The sequence below is a fragment of the Paenibacillus hemerocallicola genome, assembly GCF_006265175.1.
Classification (GTDB): Bacteria; Bacillota; Bacilli; order Paenibacillales; family NBRC-103111; genus Paenibacillus_AB; species Paenibacillus_AB hemerocallicola.
Map to the genome: position 1 here is coordinate 1 of NZ_VDCQ01000048.1, position 26,785 is coordinate 26,785.

At 53.0% G+C, this 26,785-nt stretch carries 20 protein-coding genes and 2 pseudogenes; 16 read left to right on the forward strand and 6 right to left on the reverse strand.

Features of this window, described 5'->3' with window-relative positions:
- Positions 1-315 precede the first annotated feature (315 nt).
- The 5 genes and pseudogenes from FE784_RS27080 to FE784_RS27100 form a co-directional block, all read left to right on the forward strand.
- Positions 316-441: pseudogene (locus FE784_RS27080) on the forward strand (NAD-dependent epimerase/dehydratase family protein); the annotation flags it as partial.
- Positions 442-710: 269 nt separating this feature from the next.
- Positions 711-1,388 (forward strand): PspA/IM30 family protein, encoded by a 678-nt coding sequence (locus FE784_RS27085; RefSeq protein WP_139605386.1) that lies wholly within the window; start codon positions 711-713, stop codon positions 1,386-1,388.
- Positions 1,389-1,415: 27 nt separating this feature from the next.
- Positions 1,416-2,447: a TFIIB-type zinc ribbon-containing protein gene (locus FE784_RS27090; RefSeq protein ID WP_139605387.1), complete on the forward strand. Its 1,032-nt coding sequence runs from the start codon at positions 1,416-1,418 to the stop codon at positions 2,445-2,447.
- A complete protein-coding gene (locus FE784_RS27095; protein WP_425465572.1) occupies positions 2,444-3,241 on the forward strand; it encodes a TPM domain-containing protein in 798 nt (265 codons plus the stop codon). The genes FE784_RS27090 and FE784_RS27095 overlap by 4 nt, the downstream gene beginning before the upstream one ends.
- A gap of 19 nt (positions 3,242-3,260) precedes the next feature.
- Positions 3,261-4,241 carry an SPFH domain-containing protein gene (locus tag FE784_RS27100; RefSeq protein WP_139605388.1) on the forward strand — a complete coding sequence of 327 codons (981 nt, stop codon included), beginning with the start codon at positions 3,261-3,263 and terminating at the stop codon, positions 4,239-4,241.
- A 336-nt stretch (positions 4,242-4,577) separates the two neighbouring features.
- On the opposite strand, the gene FE784_RS27110 is transcribed toward FE784_RS27100, so the two are convergent.
- Positions 4,578-4,916, reverse strand: a complete 339-nt coding sequence (locus tag FE784_RS27110; protein ID WP_139605389.1) for a helix-turn-helix domain-containing protein — start codon at positions 4,914-4,916, stop codon at positions 4,578-4,580.
- Positions 4,917-5,435: 519 nt separating this feature from the next.
- On the opposite strand from FE784_RS27110, the gene FE784_RS27115 reads away from it, so the two are divergent.
- Together FE784_RS27115 and FE784_RS27120 are read left to right on the forward strand one after the other, a co-directional pair.
- Positions 5,436-5,990: a TetR/AcrR family transcriptional regulator gene (locus tag FE784_RS27115; RefSeq protein WP_176706543.1), complete on the forward strand. Its 555-nt coding sequence runs from the start codon at positions 5,436-5,438 to the stop codon at positions 5,988-5,990.
- Positions 5,983-6,963: a glycerophosphodiester phosphodiesterase family protein gene (locus tag FE784_RS27120; protein ID WP_139605391.1), complete on the forward strand. Its 981-nt coding sequence runs from the start codon at positions 5,983-5,985 to the stop codon at positions 6,961-6,963. Before FE784_RS27115 ends, FE784_RS27120 begins: the two co-directional genes overlap by 8 nt.
- A 127-nt stretch (positions 6,964-7,090) precedes the next feature.
- On the opposite strand, the gene FE784_RS27125 is transcribed toward FE784_RS27120, so the two are convergent.
- Positions 7,091-10,168, reverse strand: a complete 3,078-nt coding sequence (locus FE784_RS27125) for a peptidase domain-containing ABC transporter (RefSeq protein WP_139605392.1) — start codon at positions 10,166-10,168, stop codon at positions 7,091-7,093.
- Positions 10,165-10,941, reverse strand: a complete 777-nt coding sequence (locus FE784_RS27130; protein WP_139605393.1) for a peptidylprolyl isomerase — start codon at positions 10,939-10,941, stop codon at positions 10,165-10,167. Before FE784_RS27130 ends, FE784_RS27125 begins: the two co-directional genes overlap by 4 nt.
- A 147-nt stretch (positions 10,942-11,088) precedes the next feature.
- Between FE784_RS27130 and FE784_RS27135 the strand changes: the two genes are divergently transcribed.
- Complete coding sequence (locus FE784_RS27135; RefSeq protein ID WP_139605394.1) at positions 11,089-11,247, forward strand: bacteriocin; 159 nt, start codon at positions 11,089-11,091, stop codon at positions 11,245-11,247.
- A 55-nt stretch (positions 11,248-11,302) separates the two neighbouring features.
- On the opposite strand, the gene FE784_RS27140 is transcribed toward FE784_RS27135, so the two are convergent.
- Together FE784_RS27140 and FE784_RS27145 are read right to left on the reverse strand one after the other, a co-directional pair.
- Positions 11,303-12,010, reverse strand: a complete 708-nt coding sequence (locus FE784_RS27140) for a response regulator transcription factor (protein WP_139605395.1) — start codon at positions 12,008-12,010, stop codon at positions 11,303-11,305.
- On the reverse strand, positions 11,985-14,129 hold the full coding sequence (locus tag FE784_RS27145) for an ATP-binding protein (protein WP_218103821.1): 2,145 nt from the start codon (positions 14,127-14,129) through the stop codon (positions 11,985-11,987). Before FE784_RS27145 ends, FE784_RS27140 begins: the two co-directional genes overlap by 26 nt.
- A 610-nt stretch (positions 14,130-14,739) precedes the next feature.
- Between FE784_RS27145 and FE784_RS42680 the strand changes: the two genes are divergently transcribed.
- The 4 genes and pseudogenes from FE784_RS42680 (at position 14,740) to FE784_RS27165 (ending at position 18,217) form a co-directional block, all read left to right on the forward strand.
- Positions 14,740-14,871, forward strand: a complete 132-nt coding sequence (locus FE784_RS42680; RefSeq protein ID WP_342779137.1) for a hypothetical protein — start codon at positions 14,740-14,742, stop codon at positions 14,869-14,871.
- 330 nt (positions 14,872-15,201) lie between these two features.
- Positions 15,202-15,441, forward strand: a pseudogene (locus tag FE784_RS27155) (IS4 family transposase); the annotation flags it as partial.
- 3 nt (positions 15,442-15,444) lie between these two features.
- The gene (locus FE784_RS27160) at positions 15,445-15,675 is read left to right on the forward strand and encodes a hypothetical protein (RefSeq protein ID WP_139605397.1); all 231 of its coding nucleotides are present in this window, start codon (positions 15,445-15,447) and stop codon (positions 15,673-15,675) included.
- Positions 15,676-15,805: 130 nt separating this feature from the next.
- The gene (locus tag FE784_RS27165; protein ID WP_139605439.1) at positions 15,806-18,217 is read left to right on the forward strand and encodes a glycoside hydrolase family 38 N-terminal domain-containing protein; all 2,412 of its coding nucleotides are present in this window, start codon (positions 15,806-15,808) and stop codon (positions 18,215-18,217) included.
- Positions 18,218-18,352: 135 nt separating this feature from the next.
- Here the strand turns inward: FE784_RS27165 and FE784_RS27170 are convergent, their stop codons facing one another.
- Positions 18,353-19,279 (reverse strand): helix-turn-helix transcriptional regulator, encoded by a 927-nt coding sequence (locus FE784_RS27170; RefSeq protein ID WP_139605398.1) that lies wholly within the window; start codon positions 19,277-19,279, stop codon positions 18,353-18,355.
- 237 nt (positions 19,280-19,516) lie between these two features.
- Between FE784_RS27170 and FE784_RS27175 the strand changes: the two genes are divergently transcribed.
- From FE784_RS27175 to FE784_RS27190, 4 genes are all read left to right on the forward strand, one after another.
- On the forward strand, positions 19,517-20,932 hold the full coding sequence (locus tag FE784_RS27175; RefSeq protein WP_139605399.1) for a hypothetical protein: 1,416 nt from the start codon (positions 19,517-19,519) through the stop codon (positions 20,930-20,932).
- Between the two features lie 122 nt (positions 20,933-21,054).
- Positions 21,055-22,383, forward strand: coding sequence for an ABC transporter substrate-binding protein (locus FE784_RS27180; RefSeq protein WP_176706545.1), 1,329 nt, complete (start codon positions 21,055-21,057; stop codon positions 22,381-22,383).
- Between the two features lie 68 nt (positions 22,384-22,451).
- Positions 22,452-24,767 (forward strand): aminotransferase class III-fold pyridoxal phosphate-dependent enzyme, encoded by a 2,316-nt coding sequence (locus FE784_RS27185; RefSeq protein ID WP_139605401.1) that lies wholly within the window; start codon positions 22,452-22,454, stop codon positions 24,765-24,767.
- Between the two features lie 13 nt (positions 24,768-24,780).
- Positions 24,781-26,751, forward strand: coding sequence for a right-handed parallel beta-helix repeat-containing protein (locus FE784_RS27190; RefSeq protein ID WP_139605402.1), 1,971 nt, complete (start codon positions 24,781-24,783; stop codon positions 26,749-26,751).
- Positions 26,752-26,785: the final 34 nt, after the last annotated feature.

Here is a 26,785-nt window from a genome sequence, read left to right on the forward strand (position 1 = left end):
ACGTTCTCTTATCGAGTGTCTACTTTCTTGACAGAGGTCCAATGTTTCCTCTATTTATCCGTTAACGGCGGTACTCGGATCAATTAGGTAGGTACGTTCCGCTATTTCTTTTACTCCGAAGAGCCGAGGGAGGCAGGCATGTCTGCAACCGGCTTCCGGTGCTATCGCAGTTACTTACTTACTCCCAGATCGGACAGTTGCGTCATTGCTATCATCTTAATGGAACAAGCACCCGATACGCAAATCTCGCAGGAAGCGATTTGGCGTCTGTCAAGAGCGGGAAAGAGCAGCTTTATCTTGAGATTGCCGGACTATGAAGAGGAGGATTTCCTCGGCAAGGTGCTGCCGATCCATGTAACGGGGGCGTACCGTTTGTATGAAGCAGCCCGGCAAAACGGCGTGAAGCGCATCATTTCCGCCAGCTCGAATCATGCGACCGGCTAACGATGCAGTTATTATGTACATGAATTGGACCGTCGTGGTGGTTTCCCCAAGCACCCTATACCATGCCAATTTTCCGCCGGAATAGGTAAGGGCACGTTACATTTTCCGTCGGTTGTCCCGGAAGCATATCCATGCTTTTGGCGCAATCCCTTTTTGTCGTCAAATAGAAACATCAGAAAAACATTCTAGAAAATGAATCCTTTTGACCAAAATAGAAGTATTATGGATATATACATACATTGCAATTATTTCGCGGGGAGGTCCTTATGGGAATCTTATCAAGGTTTAGAGATATTATGGCCAGCAATGTGAATGCCTTATTGGATAAGGCGGAAGATCCGGAGAAGACGATCGATGACTTCATGCGGAGCTTGAACGCCGACCTGGGCAAGGTCAAGGCGGAGACGGCTTCGGTGCTGGCGGATGAGCGAAGGGCGCAAAGAGCGCTGGAGGAGTGCAAGGCCGAGATCGGAAAGCTGCAGCGTTATGCCGAGAAGTCCGTAGAAGCCGGCAATGATGAAGAGGCGAGAAAGTTTCTGGAGAAGAAGGCGCCGTTGGCAGAGAAAGCATCCCAACTGCAAGCCTCGTACGACTTGGCCTCTTCGAACGCCGCAAACATGAAGCAAATGCAGGACAAACTGGCGTCGGACATCGGCCAGTTGGAAGAGCGTCGCACCCGACTGAAGGAGAGAATGGCGGCGGCCAAAGCGCAGCAAAGATTGAATGCCATCGGTTCGCCCTTGGGCGGCGGCATTGATTCCGTGTTCAAAGCCGCCGAGGAGAAGGTCAACAGCTCTTATGACGAGGCCATGGCCATCGCCGAGCTTAGAGCCGGAACGAAGGAAGATTTGGATAAGCTGTTCGCGCAAGAAGAGAAGGGCTCGGGCTCGAATGCCGAAGATGAATTGACTGCAATCAAGGAGAAGATGAGAAAGAAGGAGTAACAGTTTCTTCGTTCATGAGGTGAGCAGATGCAGGTTATCGATTACAAATGCCCGAATTGCGGCAGCGGCATGGTCTTTGACAGTGAAACAGGGATGCTGTCTTGCCACAGCTGCGGAAGACAAGACAATATCGAGCAGCTTCCCGATCCTTTGGCGAGAAATGCCTTTCAGGAAAATGAGGCGAAGGAGTACCACTGCAACAGCTGCGGAGCGGTCATTATGACCGAAGCGGAGACGGCCGCCACGGTTTGCAGCTTCTGCGGATCAAGCGTTGTGCTCGGCGATCGGTTGACCGGGAAGCTGGCTCCGGCACTTGTTATCCCTTTTTCGATCAGCAAGGAAGAAGCGACGAAGGCGTTTCGGAAATGGTGCAGGAATGGACGCTTGACGCCGAGCGGGTTCATGACGGCGGATCGAATCAAGGGAATTACCGGGATGTATGTCCCTTTCTGGCTGTACGAATTACATAATAAAATCGAGGTTCAAGCCCAGGGCACGAAGGTGAGAACGTATACGCAAGGAGACTACCAGTATACGGAAACGCAGCATTTCGATGTATACCGGAAAATCCGACTGAATTATGTGATGGTTCCGATCGATGCATCGGAGAAAATGAATGACCAGCTGATGGATAAGTTGGAGCCGTTTCCTTACGATCAGCTAAAAAGCTTCAAAACGCCTTATCTCGCCGGCTATATCGCGGAAAAGTACAGCTATACCGACGAGGACCTTTTCCCTCGGGTCAAGGAGAAAATCAGCTCCTTTATCGATGCCTATATTCAGTCTGCGGTGGCGGGGTATACGACCGTGAGCTATACGAACAAGCAAATCGATACCCAATTAAAGCATGCGGATTATGTTCTGCTCCCGGTATGGGTGGTTCACTATGACTACAACAAACTGGAGCATACGTTTGCCATGAACGGTCAGACGGGCAAGGTGGTCGGCAAGCCGCCGATCAGCATGGCGAAAGTGACCGCATGGTTTGCAGGCATTTCCGGCCTCTCTTTCCTTTCCTTGAAGCTGGTCTCCTGGATGATGGGGGGAGGATTTTGGTGAACAGGTATAGAGCCATTCTGGCCGTCTTGTTCTTCACCGTCGGATTACTGGCCTTTTCCATGAATAGGACGGCGGTCGAAGCGGCTGCGACGGAAATGAAGCAATTGATACATGACGATGCGGGGCTGTTGGATCGGGAGACGTATGACAGGCTGAATGCGATGGCCAATCAATACGGAGCCGAGAGAGAAACGGACATTATGATTTTTACTTCCAAAAACGCAGAAAATATCGATGTCATGAAATTGATGCAAAACTTTTACGACGAGCATGCACCGGGGTATGATAAGCCTCATGGCAATACGGCCATATTGACGCTGGACATGAAAAACCGGGAGGTTTACTTGGCCGGATTTTATAAAGGGAAGGAGTACCTCGATGACGGCCGGCTGGACAAAATACGCCACAAGATCAGCCCGGCACTAACGAGCGGTGATTACGAGCTTGCTTTCCAAACCTATATTCTTACCGTGCACAAATATATGGGATTCCGCCCGGGGGTGAACCCGGACAATATATTGTTCAATATTTGGTTTCAACTGGCGGTTTCGCTCGGCATCGCGGCGATAATCGTCGGAATGATGGCTTACCGTTCCGGCGGTCGAGTCACGGTAAATCGGCAGACCTACGAGGATGCTAGCACGTCGGGGATACTGGATCATCGGGACCAGTACCTTCGAACATCCGTATCGAAACGGAAGATCGAGAAGAACAGCGGCGGCGGACGTTCGGGCGGAGGCGGAGGCACTACGGGAGGCGGCCATTCGCATAGCGGCAGCAGAGGATCATTTTAACCGAAGGGATGGGTAAGGAATGGTGTTTTTCAGAAACCAATTTGCCAATGTCGTGGAATGGGAAGAGTTTAGAGACGATATGATTTTTTGGAAGTGGAGCAACCGGGAGATCAAGAAAGGAAGCAAATTAATTATCCGTTCCGGCCAAGACGCCATTTTCGTAAATAACGGCAAGATCGAAGGGATTTTCGAGGATGAAGGGGAATACAACATCGATTCTCAGATCATCCCGTTCTTGTCCACGTTAAAAGGGTTCAAGTTCGGTTTCAACAGCGGGATGCGGGTGGAAGTTTTATTCGTCAATACGAAGGAGTTTACGGTCAAGTGGGGGACGCAGAATCCGGTTTTGATCCCGACTCCCCAGCTCCCGGGCGGCATGCCCATTCGCGCCAACGGCACATTCAACTTCAAAGTGAACGATTACGTTACGCTCATCGACAAAATTGCCGGAATGAAGGAAAGCTACCTGGTGGAGGACGTGAAAATCCGGATTACTTCCGTGCTGGATCAGCTGCTGATGAAGTGGATCAGCCGGGAAGGGAAGGACATGTTCAATCTGCAGGCGAATGCTTTCGATATCGCCAAGGGCATTCGTGAAGATCTGGATATGCAAGTGATGGACAACGGTATGACGATTACGGGCTTCCATGTGATGAGCTTCAATTATCCTCAAGAAATTCAAAATATGATTACGAAGACGGCGTCCCATGAAATGATCGGCAATCTGCAAAAGTATCAACAGGTGAGCATGACGGACGGCATCGCATCCGGCAACGTAAAAGGCGGCGGCGCCGCTGCGGACATGGCCGGCATGATGATGGGCATGAACATGGCCAATGAAATGATGAAAAATATGAACCAAAACCAAAAGCCTGCGGCTGAGACCAATTCTACGCCTACTGGGCCTAAAGGGAACCAAAAGCCGAATTTCTGTCCCAACTGCGGCTCGAAAAACGAAGGAGCCAATTTCTGCCCGAATTGCGGCCAGAAGCTGGGCTAGCTGCGCGGATAGACCGCATAGGAACGGACGAGGAAATGATAAACAACCCACAACGCGATTTGCGCTGTGGGTTGTTTGCTTCAACTTTTCCGAGAACAATCGGCGTTCTATTCATCGGGATAAGGTTCTTTTCTATTGGTTCGGTTCAAAAGATAGTCCGTGCTCGTATGATGCAAATCGGCCAACTTAATCAGGATGGCCGTCGGAATATCGACGTCGCCGCGCTCATAGTTGCTGTATATCCGTTAGCTGCATTTCAGATACGCCGCCATCCGGGTTTGAGTCCAATCTTTGTCCTCGCGCAGGTTTCTGATTCTCTGGTACATACTCAACGCCTCAGTCGTCCTCGTCAGCCAGCATTTCGCGGAGAACGCGATAAATTTTCCGCTGCTTGCCCTCCGACTGCTGCAAAATAAGCGTTAAGCTGTCCCATACCCACTGCTTCGAGTACAAAAATTCCTCGTGATCATGTTCCAATAAGGCAAAGATGCTAATTTCCAGCGCTTCCGCTATTTTTGTCAAAGTTTGGACCCGCACATTTTTTTCACCGCGTTCCAGCTGTCCGACGTACGAGCCGGTCGAACCGATCGCTTCTGCCAGCTGCTCCTGAGTCCATTGTTTTGCCGTTCGGTATAATCGAATTTTGGCTCCGATCATTTCTAAAATATTTGCCATTTCTACACCTCATGAACAGTCTAGACGATAACGTAGAATGGATTGGAGTCGCTATAGAGACATATTTATAATTTCTATTGTCGTTTTTAATTTTATTAGGTATAATTTCCCATAAGTCTACAAATTATGCAGGAAGAAAGACTGAGGAAAGGTCTAGGGGGTTGCAAAGATGATGCTTGGACTTGTTCAGGCCATGCCACCGGGGAATCAAGTGGCTTTTATCCTATTGACAATAGTCTATTTTGTATTCCTGTCCTTGTTGGATTGCCAAGAGCGAAAGCGACGGGAAAGAAAGCGCTCTTCATCATGAAAGGTGCATGTTTCTAAGCGGAACGATAGTATCGTTCAGCATCCCTGATTTCGTGGATGTGTACTATAACGCAAATGTAGGCTTCGGAACGGAACGCTTGTTGCGTGAAAGCGGCTATTCCGATATAATGACCGCAGTCATATATGACTGTGGTCATTGTTATAATAGGGGTGAACTCTTTGCTAAGAGAAGTCAGGAAGAAGAAAGTAATGGAAACGATAACGGAAGTGGCATTCGATTTATTCAAGCAAAAGGGATACCAGCATGTAACGGTCGAGGAGATAGCGCTTAGAAGCGGCATCGCCAAAGGAACTTTCTTCAATTATTTTCAGAAAAAAGAGCACCTGTTATTGCACTTGGCGAACTCGTATTCGCAGCTGATGGACCAAGTTGTACAAAGACACCGGGAAGGAACGATCAAGGAGCGGCTGCTGCATATTTTGCGGGATATTTTGTCTATTTATTTGCAGCATTCCGATCTGCTGCGTCTAACGTTAGTGGAAACGATCCGATCGACAATCGAAACGAAAGAAGTATCGACCAACCTTACGATGTTCAGGGAAACATTGCGGACGCTGTTAGAAGAAGCGATACGAAGCGGCGCCCTTCGAAGCCGTTGGGACCCGAACATGAGTGCTTCCGTCATAGTCGGTTTGTTTTTGAATACATTGATACACGGGTCCCCGAGCTTAAACGAAGATGAGCTTTATGAAGCGTTACTCCGGCAATTGGACGTAGTGTGGGAGGGGATCGCCGATGAATAGATTGAAACGTATATGGAAAAGCAAAATCGTGATTGTTCTCGCGTTGCTGATCGTCTTCATTTATTTGAACAACAGCTCTTTGCTCGCAAAGCAACGCGGCGGAGATCCCCTTCTGCTAGCTCATCGGGGACTTGGACAAACGTTCACGATGGAAGGCATCACGAACGACACCTGTACGGCCGAACGGATTTACGAACCGGAGCATCCTTATCTGGAGAATACGATTTCGTCCATGGAAGCGGCGTTTCAAGCAGGAGCGGACGTTGTGGAGTTCGATGTACATATTACGAAGGACGATCAATTTGCGGTGTTCCACGATTGGACGTTGGACTGCCGGACGAACGGAATAGGCACGACCAGGGACTACACGATAGCCGAGCTGAAAAAGCTCGATATCGGATACGGATATACGGCCGATCAGGGGCGGACGTTTCCGTTCCGCGGCAAAGGCATTAATTTGATGCCGTCATTAACCGAAGTTTTGGCCCATTTCCCCGACAAAGCTTTTCTAATCGATATTAAAAGCAGCGATCCATATGAGGGACAACTGCTCGCTCAATACTTGTCCGCGCTGCCGGCACAACAGCAAAGCCTGTTGGCCGCCTATGGGGGAGACGAGCCGATCGCCGCTCTGAAGGAAAGGATGCCAGACTTTCGAGTGATGTCGAAGGCGACAATGAAAAGCTGTTTAGTGCCTTATCTAGCAATAGGGTGGACCGGATATATGCCCTCGGCATGCAATGATACGGAATTGCACATTCCCGAGAAGGTTGCGCCCTGGCTGTGGGGATGGCCCAATCGTTTTCTGAATCGGATGGATAATAGAGATACCCGCGTGATTGTTGTCGGTGGAGACGGCAGAGATTTTTCTAGCGGGTTGGATACTCCGGAGGACGTTGATCGTCTGCCTGCGAATTATAGCGGCGGTATATGGACGAATCGGATTGATCGGATTGGGGGGCTTTATGAGTGAGGGGGATTATTCAGCAACAGCCAGAAAGCATATCCTCCGGTATTGCAGCCGTACCTGGAGGATATAGAGAGGAAGTCGATGGAGGTCCGCATGGATAAGCCACATGGCGTATGCTTGCCATGACCCGCTACACGGACTGCTGCTGAAGCAGATGGTGGTAAATACCCTTCTGCCGAAAAAGCTGCTCATGCGTGCCGCTTTCGACCACTGCGCCTTGATCCAGCACCACTATCAGGTCCGCATGGCGGATTGTGCTCAGCCGGTGGGCGATAATGAGTGTCGTCCGGCCCTGCAGCATCTCGTCCATGTTCTGCTGGATCATCCTCTCCGATTCCGTATCGAGGGCGCTTGTAGCCTCATCGAACAGGAGGATTCGCGGATTGTGGACGAGTGCGCGAGCAATGACGATCCGCTGGCGTTGTCCGCCGGACAGCCGAATGCCGCCTTCGCCGATCATCGTACCGTAGCCGAGCGGCAGTGCTTCGATAAATTCATGGGCACCGGCAAGCCGGGCTGCCCGCTCTATCTCCCCGACGGCGACGTTCTCGCCGCTCAAGGCGATATTTTCCCGCACCGAGCCGCGGAACAGCATCGTTTCCTGTTGTACGACGCCGACCTGCTTGCGTATGGAGGCGGCATGCACCTCGCGCAGCGGGTAACCGTCGATATAGATGGCTCCGCCCGACGGCTCCAGAAGCTTCAGCAGCAAATTGGCGATTGTCGATTTCCCCGAGCCGCTCCGCCCCACAAGCGCGACCGTTTGACCGGGCTTAAGCTCCAGATCGAGATTTTGCAGGATCATTTTCCCGCCGCGGTAGTACTGGAACGATACTTTCTCGAAGCGGATATGGCCTTGAACGGACGGAAGCATTCGCATTTTGTCCGGCTGGGGATGCTCCGGTGTCGATTCGTACACGTCGTTCAGCCGTTCCATCGAGATGCGAGCTTCCGATAGCTCGCCGCTCCGTTGCGAGATCATTTCCAGAGCGAACATAAACGAAGTGAACAGCACGGTGTACGCAACGAGCCCGCCTACGCTAAGCTGACCGTCCAGGACGAATCTTGAGCCGAAATAAAGCAGGGCCGCATGGCTTAAAGAGCGCAAGCCCGATGTGGCAGCCTTGGCGGTTGCCTCCAGCTTGTTGCCCTCCAGCCGCAGCGCGAACAACCGGCCCAGCTTGCTCATCAGCTTGCCGCGGATCGTACGTTCCATGGATAACCCTTTGACGGTAGCGATCGCATGCACAGCCTCCACAATTTGCGTCTGGGATTCCCCTTCGGCAATGAGCTGTCTGCGGAGATTGCGGCGCATTTTTGGCAAAATGTAAGCATAGAGGCTGATATACAGAGGCATGAGCGCGAACGAGATGGCCGCCAGACCGATATGGTAATACGCCATCAGACCTCCATACACGAGCAGGGTCAGCACATCGAGCAGCAGCTCGATGGCGTGGTCGGTCATCAGTCTGCGAATCTTCTCGTTCTCGTACACCCGTGTCAAAATGTCTCCCGACGTTCGTTTCGTAAAATACGAATAAGGGAGACGAAACAGCTGACGGTAGAAGCTGTCCAGCATCGAACGATCGATTGCATAGGCAAGCCGTCCGATCAGCGTCTGGCGAATGGCGATGCTGACGGTATTGAAGCAGACAAGCGCAAGCATGGCGGCCATAATCATGTGGAGCAGCGGCCAATTCGCCGCGTCCAATACCCGGTCAAATATTTGCTGCGTCATAACCGGAAAGATGAGGAAAATCAGCTCGATCGTGACGGATAGCCCCAATGCCGACATGAGCAGCTTCTTCGAAGGGCGAACATAATCGAGATAACGTCTCCACAACATCTCCTTGTCGTCCAAAGGAACGAGCGGACCGGCCGGCTGCATAGTAATGACATAACCGGTCCAATGTTTGTTGAAAGTGTCCGGCGACACGGTGTCGATATACCCGAGAGCCGGGTCTGCAACAACCAGACCGTTCTCGCCGACCTCATACACGACAACGTAATGGTTGCCGTTCCAATGAGCGATGAAAGGAGTCGACAGCTCTTTCAGGAGGCTGCCCGCCGTATTCAGGCCTTTGGCCGCGAAACCGAGCGATTCGAGGGTTTCGATCAATCCGAGCATCGAAGTTCCTTCGGCTCCCAGGTTGCAGCGCTCGCGCATCCGGTTGACGCTGGCGTTCAATCCGAAATATCGGGAGATCATGGTTAAGCACGTGGGCCCGCAGTCCATCTCGCTCTGCTGCATGAGAACGGGGAATCGGCGTCGCCGCCTCCAGGTCTTCCACGGTTTGTTGACAAGTATGGCGGTCGGCTCCGATTTTAGGGGCGCATCGACATCGTTCGGGAGCGCAGCTGTCGGCTCAGCCTCCTCGGGGGTCTCGACCATAATCATCGCATTGACCGTATAGTGAGAGGAGATACGTCGGATCGACTCCAGAATGACAGGGTGTTTCCGGATCAGCTCGTCGAAATCCGTCTTCGACAGACGGAAGGCGGTCACCGGCTCGGAGGCCCGAATCGTCGCTTTGCGCGGTTCTCCCGTCAACAACGCCAGCTCTCCAAAAAAATCACCCGGATACAGCCGGTTGACTTTCGCAGCGTCCGGTCCTATCTCAACAAGCGCCGAGCCTGCCTTCAATATATAAAAGGCGTCGCCGACCTCCCCCTCGCGTACGAGGCAGACGCCGGGCTCGTACGTACGGACTTCCAGCCGGTCGAGCAGCGAACGAAGCGCAGCATGATCGACATGGGTAAGCACGGTGTTGTTCTTCAGAAACGTGCGGATAATATCGGAGGAAATATATTGCCTGAAGTAGTTGTCGATGGCAGGGTTCTGGGCGACCATATTTTGAAATTGGGGGCGGCCGAGCCGCAGTACTTCCAGCGAGGCGGAGGCGCGGACCGTAATGGGCGGAGCCGCCTCTCCGTCCAGCAGGCCGTGTTCGCCGAAATGCTCTCCCGGTTGCAGCAAGCCAAGATTCGTTTCCTTGCCTGCGGTGTTCATTCCAATTTTTCTGGCTTTGCCGGACACTATGATATAGAAGGAATCCGTCGAACGATCCCGGTCGACGATCGTTTGCCCCATTGTAAACGTTTCAGGTTGAAACTGTCCGGCCAGCAGTTGCTTCTCGTCGGTCGTAAAAACATCGAACAGCGGAATTTGATGCAGAAAACGTAGGCAGTATTCGTTCACAAGCTTCATCCCTCACCTATGCTCCATAGATCTTCATGAATGTCGAGCGTGCGCCGATAAGCTTCCAGCTCGTATTGAAAAAGCTTTTCCCGTATGCTTGCCCCGACTGCCTCGTTCAGTTCCGCCGGATACAGCCCCTCTACCAAAATGAGGCTGTAATCTCGTCTCCGCTCGAACGGACCAAGCACTGTTCCTTCGGTTGCGTTAAATACGGCCGCCGCGATTTCCGGCTCCAGATCCGTCCGGCTTATAGGTCCGACGTACCCTCCAGATTTGGCTGTTGCCGCATCCGACGAATATTCGCGCGCCAGCGCGTGAAAGTCGGAGCCCTCCTCCAACCGAAATAGCAGCTCCTGAGCAGCCCCGTATTCGCCCATTACGATTGTCGATATTTCGGCACGGTCATACTCGTGCGCAAATTCAAGGAAGTGCCGCCTAATTTCATCTGCGGATACGACGTGTCGGGCCAAAGCTTCCCGCAGCACTTGCGGTCTCAGCAGATCGACGAGGTCGTTCAGCGCCATTCCCCGGCTCTCCAGCCACTCGGCTGCCTGCGCGGCGGTGAATAACCCGTTCTCACGGCGAAAACGGGTGACTACCGATTGCAATTCGGCGGTGTCGGCGGCGAGTCCGAGTGTCTCGGCCCAACATTCGGTCGTCAGATCGTCCTTGCAACGGCTCATTGCCGCCGAAGAGGCGTCTACCCGCAGCCTTTGAAGCAGCTGCTTCAAGGTCATTGTTTTATGATCGATACGGAATGCAATTACGGTTGCTGTATCCAAGATTCAATCCCCGCGTTTCGTTGGCTCATGTAATGTATTCTAGCACGCAGAGCGGATTTTTCGCGATTCATTTATTTTTCTGGACTTAAACGAAACTTAAACGGATTGCTTTATAATAATCGCATTATGGAGAGGGAGGTATTGTTAATGGCTGAAAAAAATGAGAAGCAACCGAACGAGGCAAAGTCCGTCGAGCTTGCGGACTTGTCTCAGGAACTGTCCGAAGAGCAAATGCAGAACGTTCAAGGCGGGGATTTGAAAGTAAGCTCCAAGCCTATTATTATCAAGAAGCCCATTCGGCCCTAAAACCGTAAAAACCGCCAAGAAGCCCCAAGCCGCATGATGCGCTTGGGGCTCTTATTCATTTCAATTTCCCGTCGCCGAATTTGTAGCCGAAACCGCGGATTGTCACGATATATTTCGGGTTTGCCGGGTCTTGTTCGATTTTTTTGCGAAGATTGTGGATATGGACCATGACCGTCCGCTCGTCGCTAACCCCGTTCAAGCTCCAGATCCTTTCGTAAAGCTGGCCTACGCTAAACACTTGCTTGGGATGATCCAAGAGATGAATCAGCAGCTGAAGCTCTTTGGCCGGCAAGGCGATCGGCTTGTTGTCCACCGACACCTCCAGCCGCTTCTTGTGGACGGTAAGCCACCCATCCCTCCAAATGTCGGCGCTGCCGATATCCGTTCTCTCTCTTGCCGAACGATGGCGGCGCAGCCCCGCCTGTACGCGCGCCACGAGCACCTCCGGCTCGAACGGCTTCGTCACGTAATCGTCTCCGCCGATGTTCAATCCGGCCACGATATCTTGGGGCCCCTTCTTGCTCGTCAAGAAAATAATCGGAATGTCCGTTTGGCTGCGGATCGTTTGCACCAGCTTCATTCCGTCCATGCCGGGCAGCATAATGTCCGAAATCAGCAAATCGTAGGCCGAGCGTTGAAACAGGTTCAGCCCTTGCTCCGCATTCGTTGCAATGTCGACGCGGAATCCTTCCTTCCGTAAATAGATGGCGACAAGGTCGCATATATCGGGATCGTCTTCAATCAGCAGAATGGTCGTGTTCATCTTCTCCTCCTTCGGCATGACGGTCGGTATCGGCCCGGGAATCCCCGATTTTTGCGGGGAGCGTAATATGGAAGTCGCTTCCTTCGCCCATCTTGCTGCTTACGCCGATTTTGCCTTGATGGCGTGCGGCGATTTCCGTGCATATTGCCAACCCGAGACCGCTTCCGGTATTGGCTTGCAGCGGAATTCGGTAGCGGCGTTTGAAGATGTGAGGCAGCTCGGATTCCGGTATGCCGGTGCCGGAATCGGTTACATGGATGACAACAGGCCCGTTATTCGAATGTTCGGCCGGCCGGAATTCGATCCATATCCGTACGACGCCTTCGCCGGGGGTGTATTTCACGGCGTTGGAAATCAAGTTGGCAAATACGCGCTCGAACCGGAACCGATCCAATGCTACGAGAAGCTCCTTGCCAGGGGGCAGCGCAAAATGCGGCTCCTCCCATAACAAAGCGATCCCCTGCGCATTCACCTCGGCGGCGTACCTATGACTCAATTTACGCAAGAAGGGGAGTATCGGCACTTCGACAAACTGAAACTGAATTTCACCCGTCTTCAGTTGGCTTAACTCGACGACGTTGTCGATCAGTTTTTCCAGCATCAGACTGCGCTCGTAGATGCGACCGGCATAAATCGGCGCTTCCTCCTCCGAAATGACCGCCGTCTTAATCGCCTTGGAAAAGCCTTTTATAGCTGTAATCGGGGTCGACAAGTCATGATACGCTTCCGCCAGCAGCGTGCTGCGTACATGCTCGATCCGGCTCAACTCTTGATTTCCCCGCTCCAGCCGCACATTCAACGCTTGCAGGGAGGAGGTTCGCTGCCGGATCGTCTCTTCTTGCGATTCGATTACTTTGTTCAGCTCGATCGACAGCATTTCCGATTGGGTAATGGCTCTCGTGAACAAGAGCGATAAGTTCAACAGCTGAGTCAGCAGAAAAAACAGCAGCCCGAACGAAACAAGTCCGCCGAACGGAACGAAGCCGGTATAGTACAGAATTTCGTGGATCACGGTGACAAAGAAACCGAGAAAGCCGATCATGTTCGTTCGCGATCCCGTTCTCTGGCGAAGCGCGGCGCGAATGTAGATGTACGTGACATATAGAAATACGGGCAGTAGCAGCGCGATGATGTACGGTACCATGAGTTGCGTATACACTTTGGCTGGCGTAGCGAGCACAAAGGCCCCAAACCCAGCCAAAGAGGCGACAAATAGAGGGAATATGCGCACAATCGCATCCTGCGGGTACTGCTTATTCACAAAGGCGGCCAAGCTGAGAATCGTGGCGATCTCCGATAAGTACTCCAGTTTGACTCCCCATTCCCACGACAGCCCCGGGAACAGTACATAGACGAACGATTCTCCCAGCAGAGAAGACCTGATGCAGATGGCCAGGCATATAAGGCCGAACCATAGGGCGGCACGCTCCTGCTTGCGGAAGAAGTAGAGGAAGAAGGAAAAGACGGTCATGAGGAGCAAGCAGCCGGTCAATAAAGTCCAGACCATGACCCGGTTTCGGTGCAGCGAAGCGATCTCCTCCGCATCCCCCAACTCGAGGCTCTCCCAAATGCCTCCCGTGCGCTGAGCAAAATTGGAAACCTGGATCACTACTTCGTTGTCGCCCGGATGCGGCTGAAAAAAATATACTTTCGGATAGCTTCTCGGAACCATACGCGTGGCGTCCGTGCCGACGGTTCCATTTCCGTTCATCGGTTCGCCGTTGATCCAGAACCGGTAGGCACTGGCCACATTATTGACATACAGACCGAGCGGCTGTCCGGCCACCTCGCCGGATATTATGAATTTCATCCGATAGGTGGCATATCCTTCATTAGTCAATGCCTGTCCGTTGATCGCGTAAGATTTCCACTGAGCCGGAATGGAAACGGTCAATGAACTCCCGGGCGAGCCGTCGGCGAAATCGTCGGGTTCGAGCAGTCGATTCCAGTACAGCTCCCAAGGTCCGTCCAGGGAAACGATCCCGTCTCCCCAGGGGTGCCATTGCTGCAAGTCCCTTTTATCCGACGCCGCATTCCATTCGAGAAATGTTGCCCAGGCCGATGAAGGCGCGCTGCACCAAACTATCAATCCGATCAACAAGCTAGCAGCGAATCTCATCATGCCACTCTCCAGATATGTACTATTTGGGCGCTTCAAGCGTAGATTTGTCGGTTCGCTCCGCATTGGAATTTCATTTCCAAGGCGCAACTGCTACTGGTGTGCTGATTTTGTCGTAAGAGACTCCGCAAGGTGTATTATCGGAAAAAATGGGGTGGAATTTGAGAGGGAGTTTGGGGACGATGTTCGTATACTACCCGGCATGTTTCCGTCCTGCTGACAATCGAATGGTTGAACCCATTGCGCTGACGCCTTTTCCACTCTGTATTCGGGTACTTCCCGACGATGCCAGGACAATATCACATGCAATGTACAAGTTTAATATGCTCTTGGTGTCTATTTGAAGAAAGCGAACTATGCCGGGGAGCCAACAACAAGCAAACGTCTAGAAAAAGCCCGCGTACTGCCCTATTAAAAATTCGGAAAACGGTAGAAGGACCCGTATGAATTGTGTAGGGGTCCTTCTTTATTTTTCTTCGCATCCGACTTTCAAATACATAGAGAACGGGGTCCAAACCTTACAATTCGGACCCGAAGGATATACGCCGCAGGGGATTGCGCTACGCATGGCGGCAAGGTACGGCCGATCGCCGGAGCGTTCGTCGATGCCGTGCTGGCGGTGAACCGCGCCAAACGCTACATGGACCCGTCCGCTCCGGGAATGGCCTACATGTCTTCCCATAACGACAAGTTCAAGGAAATGAACAAGCGGTACGGTTGGTCCGGCAGCAGACTTCAATGAACAGGTGAAGCTCGCACTGGAACCAATGCAATCGCAACTCTATCATTTTAATAAGATAAGATCCCCCGATGCATCCAGCTTCGAGGGGATCTTCGTAAGCCGTCTATCTACGTATTTTGAAGACTTTCCAGCGATTACAAAAAGCCTGCTGCCGGATATGGCCCGACAGTAGGCTCTACTCGTTGTAAGGACAAGCGAATACGACTAGTTCGCCACGGGCACAAGACGAAATTCTTCCGCCGTATACAGCCCGTGCGGAGCGTACCACCCTCCGTTTCGACTCCCGGAGTTCGGCTGCGGCCGGTGCGCTCTTATGCGGCCTCTCCTTCCGAGCGAAGACAAAGTATGGATCAGCGTACCTTTGGCGGGCTGTTTTATTTACTATGCGATGAAGTAGGAACGCTGGATTGGGCTGTTGCCTTGCAGCAATTAGTCGATTTGTTAAACGAGATCGCCACAAAAGCCGGTAAGAAGATTTCCGGTTTGATTCAGCGTCAACTCCGGCAATGGATTACGGGTCTGCCCAATTACATCAAGGCTTATTTGCCGATTTCAGTCTGCGCAAGTTGAGTAATGAACAATTATATCGAAGTAAATGGGCCTGTTATGGGCACCACGGGCAACATCGCGCTTATTGAGACCAATAATCAAGCTGTCTTTCAGGCGGCAATCGCCGCCTCCACGGTTTTGAATGTCTTGGGGCGTAAAGACGGTCCTGCTATGCTTTCCAGTCATCATTTGAGTAAAAGCGTCTGTGCGAATCATTGTTCGGTCGGGGGGATAAATCTTACAATAATTGCATAACACCACGCGACAGGAGGAGTACGAAGCAGTTCCCAAGATGGAAATGCGATCGACAGCGGGGCAGTCGTTAGATTGCTGCAAGCGAACAAGCCGTAATCCAGCTTATGACGAATGGGAGACGATAGCCTTGATGAAGAAACTCCACCTGATCAGCAACGCCCATCTCGATCCGGTCTGGCTATGGGAGTGGGAGGAAGGCGCAGCCGAAGCAATATCCACCTTTCGGGTCGCAGCCGATTTTTGCGAGCAATATGACGGCTATGTGTTCAATCATAATGAAGTCATTTTGTACGAATGGGTCGAGCAATACGAACCGCAGCTGTTCGAGAGAATACGGAGGCTCGTGAAAGAGGGCAAATGGCATATTATGGGCGGATGGTATTTGCAGCCGGACTGCAACATGCCGAGCGGAGAATCGTTCGTCAGACAAATCATGTCCGGACGGCGCTATTTTGCGGAAAAGTTCGGCGTCGCGCCGACGACGGCAATCAATTTCGACCCTGCAGAAGAATTCCGCTGGATTGGCTATGACGGCTCCGCGATTACCGGTCATCGGGCTTTCGGCCATTATTCATCCTCGCGCGGGGGGGCGGCGAAAAAAGCGAAGGATTGGCTGAATTCCCATCCCGAGCGAACAGAAGGGCTGCTGCTCTGGGGGATCGGCAATCATGGCGGCGGACCGTCGAGAATCGACATGGACATGCTGGCCGAGCTGACCGCCGAGACAAAGGACGTCCGGATTGTCCATTCGACTCCGGAAGCGTATTTCCGCGAGGTGCATGGACAGCGAGCCGAGCTTCCCGAGTATCGGGGCGATCTGAACTTGTGGGCGCCGGGCTGCTATACGTCGCAGATCCGCATCAAGCAGCGTCATCGGCTGCTCGAGAATGAGCTGTTTATGGCGGAGAAAATATGGTCGCACGTATCGGTACTAAGCGGACTTCCTTATCCGAAGCGCGAACTTGACGAAGCACAGCGCGACTTGATGATGAGCGAGTTTCACGACATTTTGCCGGGATCATCGATCCAGGCGGTGGAGGAAACGTCGCTCCGCTTGCTCGATCACGGACTTGAGACGATGTCTAGGATCAAGGCCCGCGGTTTCTTCGCTTTGGCGCGAGGAGAACGCAAGCCGGCAGGCGCCGAAATCCCGGTTTTCATTTACAATCCCCATCCGTACCCGGTGAGTGGCGTATTCGAATGCGAGTTTCAGCTTCCGGACCCAAATTACGAGGATGGCACCTATACGAAAATGGACGTGGCCAGGGAGGGCGAGTACGTACCCAGCCAGTTGGAGAAAGAAGCAAGCAACCTGAACCTGGATTGGCGCAAGCGGATCATCATCGCCGCGGAACTGAATCCGCAATCGATGAACCGGTTTGACTGTATTCCAGAGAAAATCAAGGCAGAGAAACCGATCCCGGCGATGGTAGTGGACGGAGACATACTCCGTTTTGCGAACGGTCTGTTATCCGCCGAGATCAACCGGACTACCGGCTTGCTCGACCGTTACGCGATTAATGGAGTCGATTACTTGCGAGCCGGCGCCTTCCAGCCGCTCGTCATACGCGACAATGCGGACCCTTGGGGGAGCAAGGTGAGTGAGTTTCGCGACGTTATCGGGGAGTTCCGGCTGCTTGATCCCGCGCGAGCCGCCAGGCTGTCGGGTGTCAAGGAACCGGGCGCGCTGGAGAACGTACGGGTGATCGAGGACGGCTGCGTGCGGGCGGTCGTGGAGGCCTTTTTCGGCTACGGCGATTCCTTCATCTGCTTTACTTACAAGCTTCCGAAGCGGGGCACGGAAATCGAAATCGATCTGCGCGTGTTCTGGCTGGAAAAGGATACGATGTTGAAGCTTTCGCTTCCGACACTTGCCGGAGCGGGCAGCCGCTACCTCGGTCAGGTTGCGTACGGGACGGCGGAGCTGCCCGTTGCCGGTCGCGAGACCGTAGCCCAGCAGTGGGTAGCTGCGGTGGACGGCGATACGGACCGGGTTGTAACGGTCATTAACGAGGGCACGTACGGCTCCGATTACAAGTATGGCGAGATCCGGATGTCGCTGCTGCGCTCTCCGGCCTACTCGGCGCTGCCGATCGGCAAAAGACCCCTAATCGTGAGCGATCGTTTCGTCCCGCGCAGCGATCAAGGGGAACGGAGCTTCCGTTTCTGGCTAAATGCGGGCAGCGGCGTAGACCGGTTGCCGAACATCGGCCGCGAAGCGCAGGCGAAGAACGAGAAACCTTTCGCGCTGTCTTTTTTCCCTTCCGGTGACGGAGAGGAGCTTAAACCGCTGCTCTTGGTCGGCGACCCGGCAGTGCTCCTAACCGCATGCAAGCAGGCGGAGAGCGGGGAAGGGTGGATTTTTCGGCTGTTCGAGCCGACGGGTTGTTCCCGTGCGTTCGAAGTCGAGCTGCCCGCATTCGGCGTCAAGGAGCGCATCGCGTTGCAGCCGTTCGAAATCAAGACGCTCAAATGGTCGAAGAAAGACGGCCTGCGGGAGACAGGACTGCTGGAGCAGGACAACGACGCGGGGGAGGAATAACGATGCAAGCGGTTTATATCAAGGCGCCGTTCGAAGTGGGCATTTGCGAGGTACCTCTTATGGAGGTCGAGCCTGCTGCGGATCGCCAGACTGATGGGGGCGCGTCGACAAAGCCCAGGCTTGGAGAGATGACCGTCATGGGTTCGATCTCGAACTATTGCGGAAGGAGCTGGGCGTCATGGTTGTATGCTTTTTGAAATGGGCATGGAAATTTTCAGCGAACGGATAACCGACGTTTGTCGCGATGTCTTTAACGGATAGTTCCGTGTTTTTTAACAAGTCCATGGCTACCTTCATTCGGGTACTTAACAGCTTGTGCCGGAACGACATGCCGTACAGGTCGTGCAGGATACGGTTGAGCTGGCGCTGGCTGACATACAGCCGGCGGGCCAGATCGTTTTCCCTCAAAGGGCGGCTGAAATGCTCCGAGAAAAAACATTCGATAATGCCGAGCCTGCTGTCGGCAGTCGGTTGGAGCGACAATCCGCGGCGAGGTGCGGACTGGATTCGGGGCGACGAGCGTATGACTACCAGAATAAGCTGGGCGAACAGGCTTTGCAGCTTGGCGAAATAGCCAATGGGCCGGCAGTGGAACTCTTGCTTGGCCATGTCAAGTAATGCGTCCGTTTCCCGATTACCGTCAGCTATGAAGAACGGGACATTCGCCAACGCATAGAGTAGTTCGTTTGTCTCTCCGGCCGGATAATCGGGCTTGGGGAGAGATAAGACGTCGTAGCGGAAAGTAAAGCAGGATTTATGAACATCCTCCCCCGGCTCCGTCCGTTTCTGGGAATGATAAAGTCCCGGAGGAATGACGCAGAAGCTTCCGGCCCGTATGGCGTGATCGCCATATTCCGTGCACAGCACGACCGTTCCTTTGTGCACAAACTGAACTTCGTATGAGGCGTGGTTATGGTTCAGTACCGGAACATCGCTGTTCGTGTTAAAAAATCCGGAGTCGAGAAACACGTGAAGCCGGATCGTACCCAGTTCTACTTTGAGTTCGAATTGTTCCGGGAAAAACAGGCTGCCCCCATGTTCGTCAGGCGCATGGAAGTTCATTCAATCAACCCCTGGACCGTACACCCGTTTTGGACTTGCCCAAATCTTATCATCTTTCTCTATGGGCGTAAAGGCGGTCCGGCTATGCTTTTCGGTCATCATTTAAGTAAAAGCGTCTGTGCGGATCATTGTTCGGTCGGGATGAGATATCTTACAATGGCTACATACACCACGGCCAAGGAAACAAGAGAAATGAGAAGCATGGAACAAGTTACCCAAGAAGACAAGGGGGCAGCGATGAACACATCAAGCAAGTTACAGTACGAGGCAAGCCCAAGAGGCAAGCCGTCGGTCACAATCGGATCGCGCGTCGAAATGTTTATCGACGATTGGCTGATCGAGAGCATGAATGGAGCTCAGTTGAAGCTGAATCAGCCGGAGAGGAAGGAAATCGTGCTTGTACTCGATCAACCGTGGGAAGGTCCGCTCGGTACTTATTTTACGGTGCTGCAGGACGGGGCCAAAATCCGCTTGTACTATCGCGGGTACATCCCGCCGGGAGCCGCAGACGTTACCGATGATCAGCGGGTCTGCTACGCCGAAAGCGAAGACGGCATTCATTTCGTACGTCCGGAGCTGGGGTTATGCGAATTTGAAGGCTCGAGCCGCAACAACATCCTGTTCGCGGGGGCGCTCGCCCACAATTTCACCCCGTTCCTCGATCGCTCGCCCCATGCGAAAGGCGGCGAAATCTACAAAGGTGTCGGCGGTACGGGCACGGCAGATCCGAGCCGGAACGACGGTACGCTGTATGGGTTGACCTCGCCTGACGGCATCCATTGGCAGCAGATGAAAGCTCCGCTGAACATGCCGAGCGGCGGATTCGATTCGCAAAATGTCGTGTTCTGGGATGCGGCAGCTGGCGTTTACCGCTGCTATAACCGTTACTTCGACAGCGGCAAGTATCGCGCGGTCCAGAGCTGCTCGTCGGATAATTTTACCGACTGGAGCGATCAACAGCCGAACCGGTATGCCGAGGGCGTTCCGATGGAGCAGTTTTATACGAACGCGACTATTCCTTGTCCTGGCGCAGAGCACCTTTACTTGGCTTTTCCGAAGCGATTTGTCCCGGAACGGAAAAAAATCGCGGAGCATCCGTTCGGCGGCGTCAGCGATACCTGCTTCATGACAAGCCGGGACGGCGTACACTGGAACCGCACGTTTATGGAAGCTTGGCTTCGGCCCGGAAGAGACGATCGCAACTGGACCGAAAGAAGCAATATGGTAGCGTACGGATGCATCGAGACAACTCCTGAAGAGTTTTCATTCTACGTCAGCGAACATTACAGGTGGGATGACAACCGATTGCGTCGACTGGCTGTACGCAAGCACGGATTCGCCTCCGTATCGGCCGGGTATGAGTCGGGTGAAATGACGACCCGCCCCATCGTGCTGGAAGGAGATCGGCTGCTGCTGAATTACTCGACTTCCGCTGCCGGATCGATACGGGTGGAAGTGCAGGATGAATTCGGACAGCCGATCGAAGGGCTGGCGCTGAGCGATATGGAAGCGCTTTATGGAGACAATTTGGCGGAAGTCGTACAATGGCGAACGACTGCCGATCTATCCGCTTGGCGGGGGCAAACCGTTCGTTTTCGCTTCGTGCTTCAAGATGCTGACCTGTTCGCCATTCGGATTGCGAGCGTTTCTTAACAATCGGTGCGGACGAGAGAACGGGGTGATGCCTATACAGCCGATTGCGGATCAGGAAACAGGAACAAAGTGAGCAGGATTGGTTCGGACAATGGAAATTTTAAACAAGGGGGATGTTTTCTATGAGGAAAAGCTGCCAGATGTTCATTTCGTTATCGGCGATTGCCCTTCTCTCGGCATGCGGCAACGGGGGCGCCAAATCGGAAGGGGCCGTCAAGGATACCGGCAAAGTATCGCAGGAACCGGTTGAGGTTGTTATTTATACGATGGTCGGCGATACGGAAGATTACTTTAACCAGCGGTTCGGCGATGCCATCCGCAAAAAATTTCCGAATTACGCGATCAAGTATATTACCGACACAACGGGGAGCCTCGATGAGAGGTTGACCAGACTGGGCACGAACGGTACGCAGGTGGATCTCGTTTTTTCCACGACCGGCTGGCTCGAGAAGCAGCTGTTTCAATACGGCTACGCCTACGATATGACCGAACTGATCAAGAAGAACAAAGTCGACCTGAGCCAGTTCAATCCTTCCTTCAGCGACATATTGGGCAAATCGTTCGGGGGAGGCATTTACTATTTCCCCGTGCAAGCTGACATACCGCTTCTCTTTTACAATAAAGCGCTCTTTGATAAATTCGGCGTCCCTTACTTGAAAGACGGGATGACATCGGAAGAAGTATATGCGGTATCCCGCCGATTGACGCGCAATGAGGGAGGCGTGCAGTATTCGGGATATATTCCTTCATTGAACTACTTGTTCCGGACAAATCCCGTTTCGATTCCGCTTTTGAAGCCAGGCACAACGACCCCAACGATCAACTCGGACGATAAATGGAAAACCTTTTTCCAGAAATACATTGCCGATGCGGCAAACTCGGCCGAGCCCGGATATTTTAAAGGAAAAAGCGATTTTAACGAATTCAAAGACGGACGCAGCGCAATGGCAACGCTCATTACAGCTAACATGATCAGCTCCAAGGCGATGCTGGAAACGATGAACTTCGATCTCGTTTCTTTGCCGACATTGAAGGAGTATCCCGGTATTGGTCCTCAGCCGCTAACCGTGGGGATGGCTGTTACGAAGATGGCCAAAAACAAAGATGCCGCCATGGAAGTGTTGAAATATATCGTCTCCAACGAAGTTCAGAGCGAACTGGCGAAGAAGGGGATCGCTCCTGTAGTGAAAAACATAGAGGTGCAGAAGCTGCTCGGGACCGAAAATTTCTTCAAGACTAAAAACTGGAACGCGGTGTTCTACAACAAGTGGGCGAACTTTACGTATACCGGCGCTATGGCCGTCGATTTGAATACGATCTATACGAAATACGGAAACGAGGTGCTGCTGGGCACTTTGGACATCAACACGGTATTGCGTAAGGCCGAAGAAGAAGCTCTGAAAAAAGTCGAGGAGCTCAAAAAATTGATTGTGGTGCCCAACGCCTATTAGCAGTAGTACGGACGGCCCGTCATGAGCGCATTTACCGCATGGAAAATCAAGGAGGCTGTAAAAAAGGGATGAACCAGAATTGGACCTTTAACGAGTTCGATCAAAAGGCGGCGAATGAACTTCCAGCTTGGCTGCCAGACAAAATATTTGACATTCATGCGCATATTTACCGTCTTGCCGATCTCCATGCGACAGGACCAAATTTATGGACGGAGGGCCCGGAAGAGACGTCGATCCGGAGCTGGAAGCAGCATTTGTCCGCATATATGGGAGAGCATCGTTTGCAGGGCGGGCTTTTTTTCCCGGTCCCGATGATCGGCTCGGACGAGCGCAGGCAAAACGATTATGTGATAGAGCAATTGGAGCGGGAGCCGTCTAGCAGAGGCTTGGTCCTCGTGAAGCCGGAAGATCCGGAGGAGTACCTCGTTCCTTATTTCGATCATCCGCAAATTGCCGGAATTAAAATTTATCATTTGTACAGCAAAGAAAAGCCTACGTGGCAATCATCGATTAAAGGGTTTTGTCCGGAGTGGATATGGGAAATAGCCGATGAACGCGGCTTGGTCATTATGCTGCACATGGTGCGGGATAAAGCCGTTGCCGATCCGGACAACGTAGAGGAAATCCGCGATTTGTGCAAGCGATATCCCCGTGCCAAGCTCGTGCTTGCCCATGCCGCGAGATGCTTTCATGCTCCCAATGCCGAGAAGGGGATCGGCAAGCTGAGAGGATTGGATAACGTATGGTTCGACACATCGGCCATCTGCGAACCGGAAGCGTTGAAGGTCATTCTTCAACAGTTCGGTCCCCGCAGACTGATGTGGGGAAGCGACTTTCCGGTGTCGGAGATGCGCGGCAAAGCGGTTACGGTCGGAGACGGTTTCATATGGTTGGAACCGGGGCTGTGCGATTGGGACAAAACGGCCCATTTGGGTCATCCGGTTCTCGTCGGCATCGAATCGCTGCGGGCGCTGCGGCGCGCTGCCGACGATTTCGGATTAAATGAGGAAGACTTGAACGATATATTTTACAACAACGCCGCCGGTCTGCTCGGGTTGGAGCAACCAGCCGCAGATCGAACGCAGCAGCTATACCGTCATGCGAAGAAGCGCATACCCGGTGGGGTGCAATTGCTGAGCAAACGGCCGGAAAATATGGCTCCCGACAAATGGCCGGCTTATTTCCGGGAAGCGAGAGGCTGTGAAGTATGGGATCTGGACGGAAAGCATTATTACGATATGTCCACGAACGCCGTCGGGTCCTGCCTGCTGGGCTATCGCGACGATGATGTGACCAAGGCGGTCATACGCAGGGTAAATCTCGGAAGCATGTGCTCGTTGAACGCTCCGGAAGAAGTGGAGCTTTCGGACATGCTCTGCGCCATTCACCCTTGGGCCGAACAAGTCCGGCTTACGAGGGGCGGCGGGGATTCGTGCGCGGTTGCCGTCCGAATTGCGCGTGCGACAACGGATCGTTCCATCGTAGCCATATGCGGATATCACGGATGGCACGACTGGTATTTGGCGGCAAATTTAGGCGAGAGCGATGCTTTGCGCGGGCATTTGCTTTCCGGTTTGAATCCGCTCGGCGTGCCCCGTGAATTGCGCGGAACGACGGTAGCTTTCCCTTATAACGATCGCGCAGCCTTGCAAACGATAGTAGAGCATTACGGAGACCGGCTGGCCGCCGTAATCATGGAGCCATGCCGGAATGGGGACCCGGAACCCGGGTTTCTGGAATATGTCCGTTCGGTCACGCGAAGCTGCGGGGCACTGCTTATTTTCGACGAAATTACGATCGGCTGGAGGCTGCATTACGGAGGAGCGCATCTGAAGCTCGGCGTGACGCCCGATATCGCCATATTTGCCAAAGCGTTGGGCAACGGGCATCCGATCGGTGCGGTAATCGGTACGGCCGAAGCCATGCAAGGTGTGCATGAATCTTTCGTCAGCAGCACTTACTGGACGGAAAGCGTTGGTCCGGCTGCGGCTGTAGCTACAATCCGCAAATTGGGCAGATTAGATGCACAGGCGCACGTAGCGCGGATCGGAAGCTTGGTCATGGACAGCTGGCGACGCCACGGAGTCAGCCACGGGCTGCCCGTTTTAACAGATGGGGCGTACCCTTGCCTCGCACACTTTTCCTTCCGGCACCCGGAGGCGGACAAACTGCGCACCTTGTACACGTCCATGATGCTGGATCGCGGTTTCCTGGCGGGAACCTCGATCTACCCGACGCTTGCCCACGACGAGCTTATCGTCCGCCGGTACGATTCGGCGATTGATGAAATATTCGGGGAATTGTCCGACGCTTTGAAGAAAGGGAATCTGGATGACCGATTGAACGGAAACGTTGCATTGTCCGGATTTCAAAGACTTATATAAGGAGGATGGAATCATGACAGAAGAGGGGAAAATGAGCAGACGCCGAATGCTGGCGTCTTTATCGGCAGCAGGAGCCGTCACTTTGCTGGGCGCTTCGGTCTTTGCAAGCGGCAATGAGAAGGATTCGATTACAGGCGCGGTTTATGGAGGGGAGGCATGCCTCGGCGACATGCATGTATGTGTTGCTGCGACGATTGCGGAATTGCGGGCGCATGCGAGCCCGGATCCGGCCTGTTTGTACTACGTGATGGATCATGGAAAAGAAGGACCTTTTTATTATGATCCCGCGGATACTTTGTCCTTGGACAATACCGGGTCTGTAGTCGTCTCAACGACCGGCGCCCGGTTCAAACGCATATGCGAGGACGGTTTGAGCGTGACCTGGTTCGGCGCTGTCGGGGACGGCGCGACAGATTGTACCGGCGCTTTTCAAGCGGCGATCCATGCCGTCGGCGCCACGCCGAGCAGAACGGTGCGCATTCCGGCGGGCGTTTACCGGATAACCCAACAGCTTGAACTGAATTGGGATCAAAGCGTTCCCGTCGGCGAGCACCGACAATCGCTCTCGATTATTGGCGAGGGTAAAGAAGCGACGGAAATCGTCAGCGAAATTACCGGGGGAGGGTATGTATTCAATCAGGATATGACCGAGCAGCAGGCCGCCAAATACCGGTTCGCTGTGGGATTGAGGCTTCATGGATTCAAAATCAGAGGCAGCGGCAGCGACTGCGGGGGAATTCGCTCAATCGGAACTGTCAATCTGATTTTATCCCATCTTGCGGTTATCGGCATGCAAAGAAATGGCTTATATGTGCCGCATCGAGCGGATTTGGAGGCTCCGCTCGGAAATTTCGGGGCGGGTCCTGACGCTTACGCCAACGCATACGTCTCGATTGAACACTGCTTGTTCCAGGCTTGCACCGGTTGGGGGCTCATTATCGAGCCGTGGAGCTCGGCTTCCATCATCGAGCATTGTCAGTTCGCGGATAATGGAACGGGCGGCATACGATTGGCGAATGCCGTTAACAGAATCTTGCGCAGCAGTATTGCAGTAAACGGCCGTAACGGCACAGAAGGCGGCATCTTGGTCGAATACAACGCGGATGACGGACAAACGCCGCACTACAACCTGATCGACGGGTGCGAGATCGATACCAACTACAATTACGGGGTGTGCTTCCGGGGCGTATTCGCCAATCGGATTGCGAATTGCCGTTTTATCGACAGAGAGAATCCCCTGACCCATCAGTACTATGGCTCGGCCGCTATCGTGATGGGCGGACACCCAAGCCGCGATACGTTTGGAAATTTCGTGGATGTCATTAATGTAAGAGTGTCCCAGCACACGTCCAGTCCTGCTTACGCGATTGTGAAGTTCGAAGGTCGAGCATACGAGAACAGCATAACCGGCATGCGCTACGACCTTGGCACCAACACGAGCGTTGCTTTGGTCGCCAACGCAGGGACGGCCAATCTTCGCAATGTAGTGAAGGATTACGGAGGCAAGGATTTGTGGGAGGATCGGCCCTTCAGCAAAAACCGGGCGGCCCTAGCCAAATTGAATCCTTCTGAACCCGCAGATCCAACTGTCTTAAGCGGCGTGGAAACGGATGTGATTTTCGGTCAGGAATTGCAGGACTATTTCAACGCTTTTGATCCGGCGACGGGTTCGTTTAGCTGCGGCAATGTCAGCGGAATATACCTGGTCCATGGTTATATCCACGTCAATGGGTTAAGCAATGCCAATAACGTTCAGGTTCGCTTAAAGCAACGGATCGGAAGCGGCTCCTATTCAACGGTGCAGCAGTTGAATGTGCCGGTGTCGGCGTCCGGGTCTTTACCAGTGATGGTGCCGATCCAATTCATTATGAACGCTCTCCAAAACTATAGCTACAAAATCACCCTTCAGCATCAAAACACAGGCTCTTTGACCATCGAAAAGGATTCGGGACTAAGCGCCATCAGCTTTGTGAAGATCGGTTGAATTGAAAACGGATTCATTCAATATTGTATTCAAA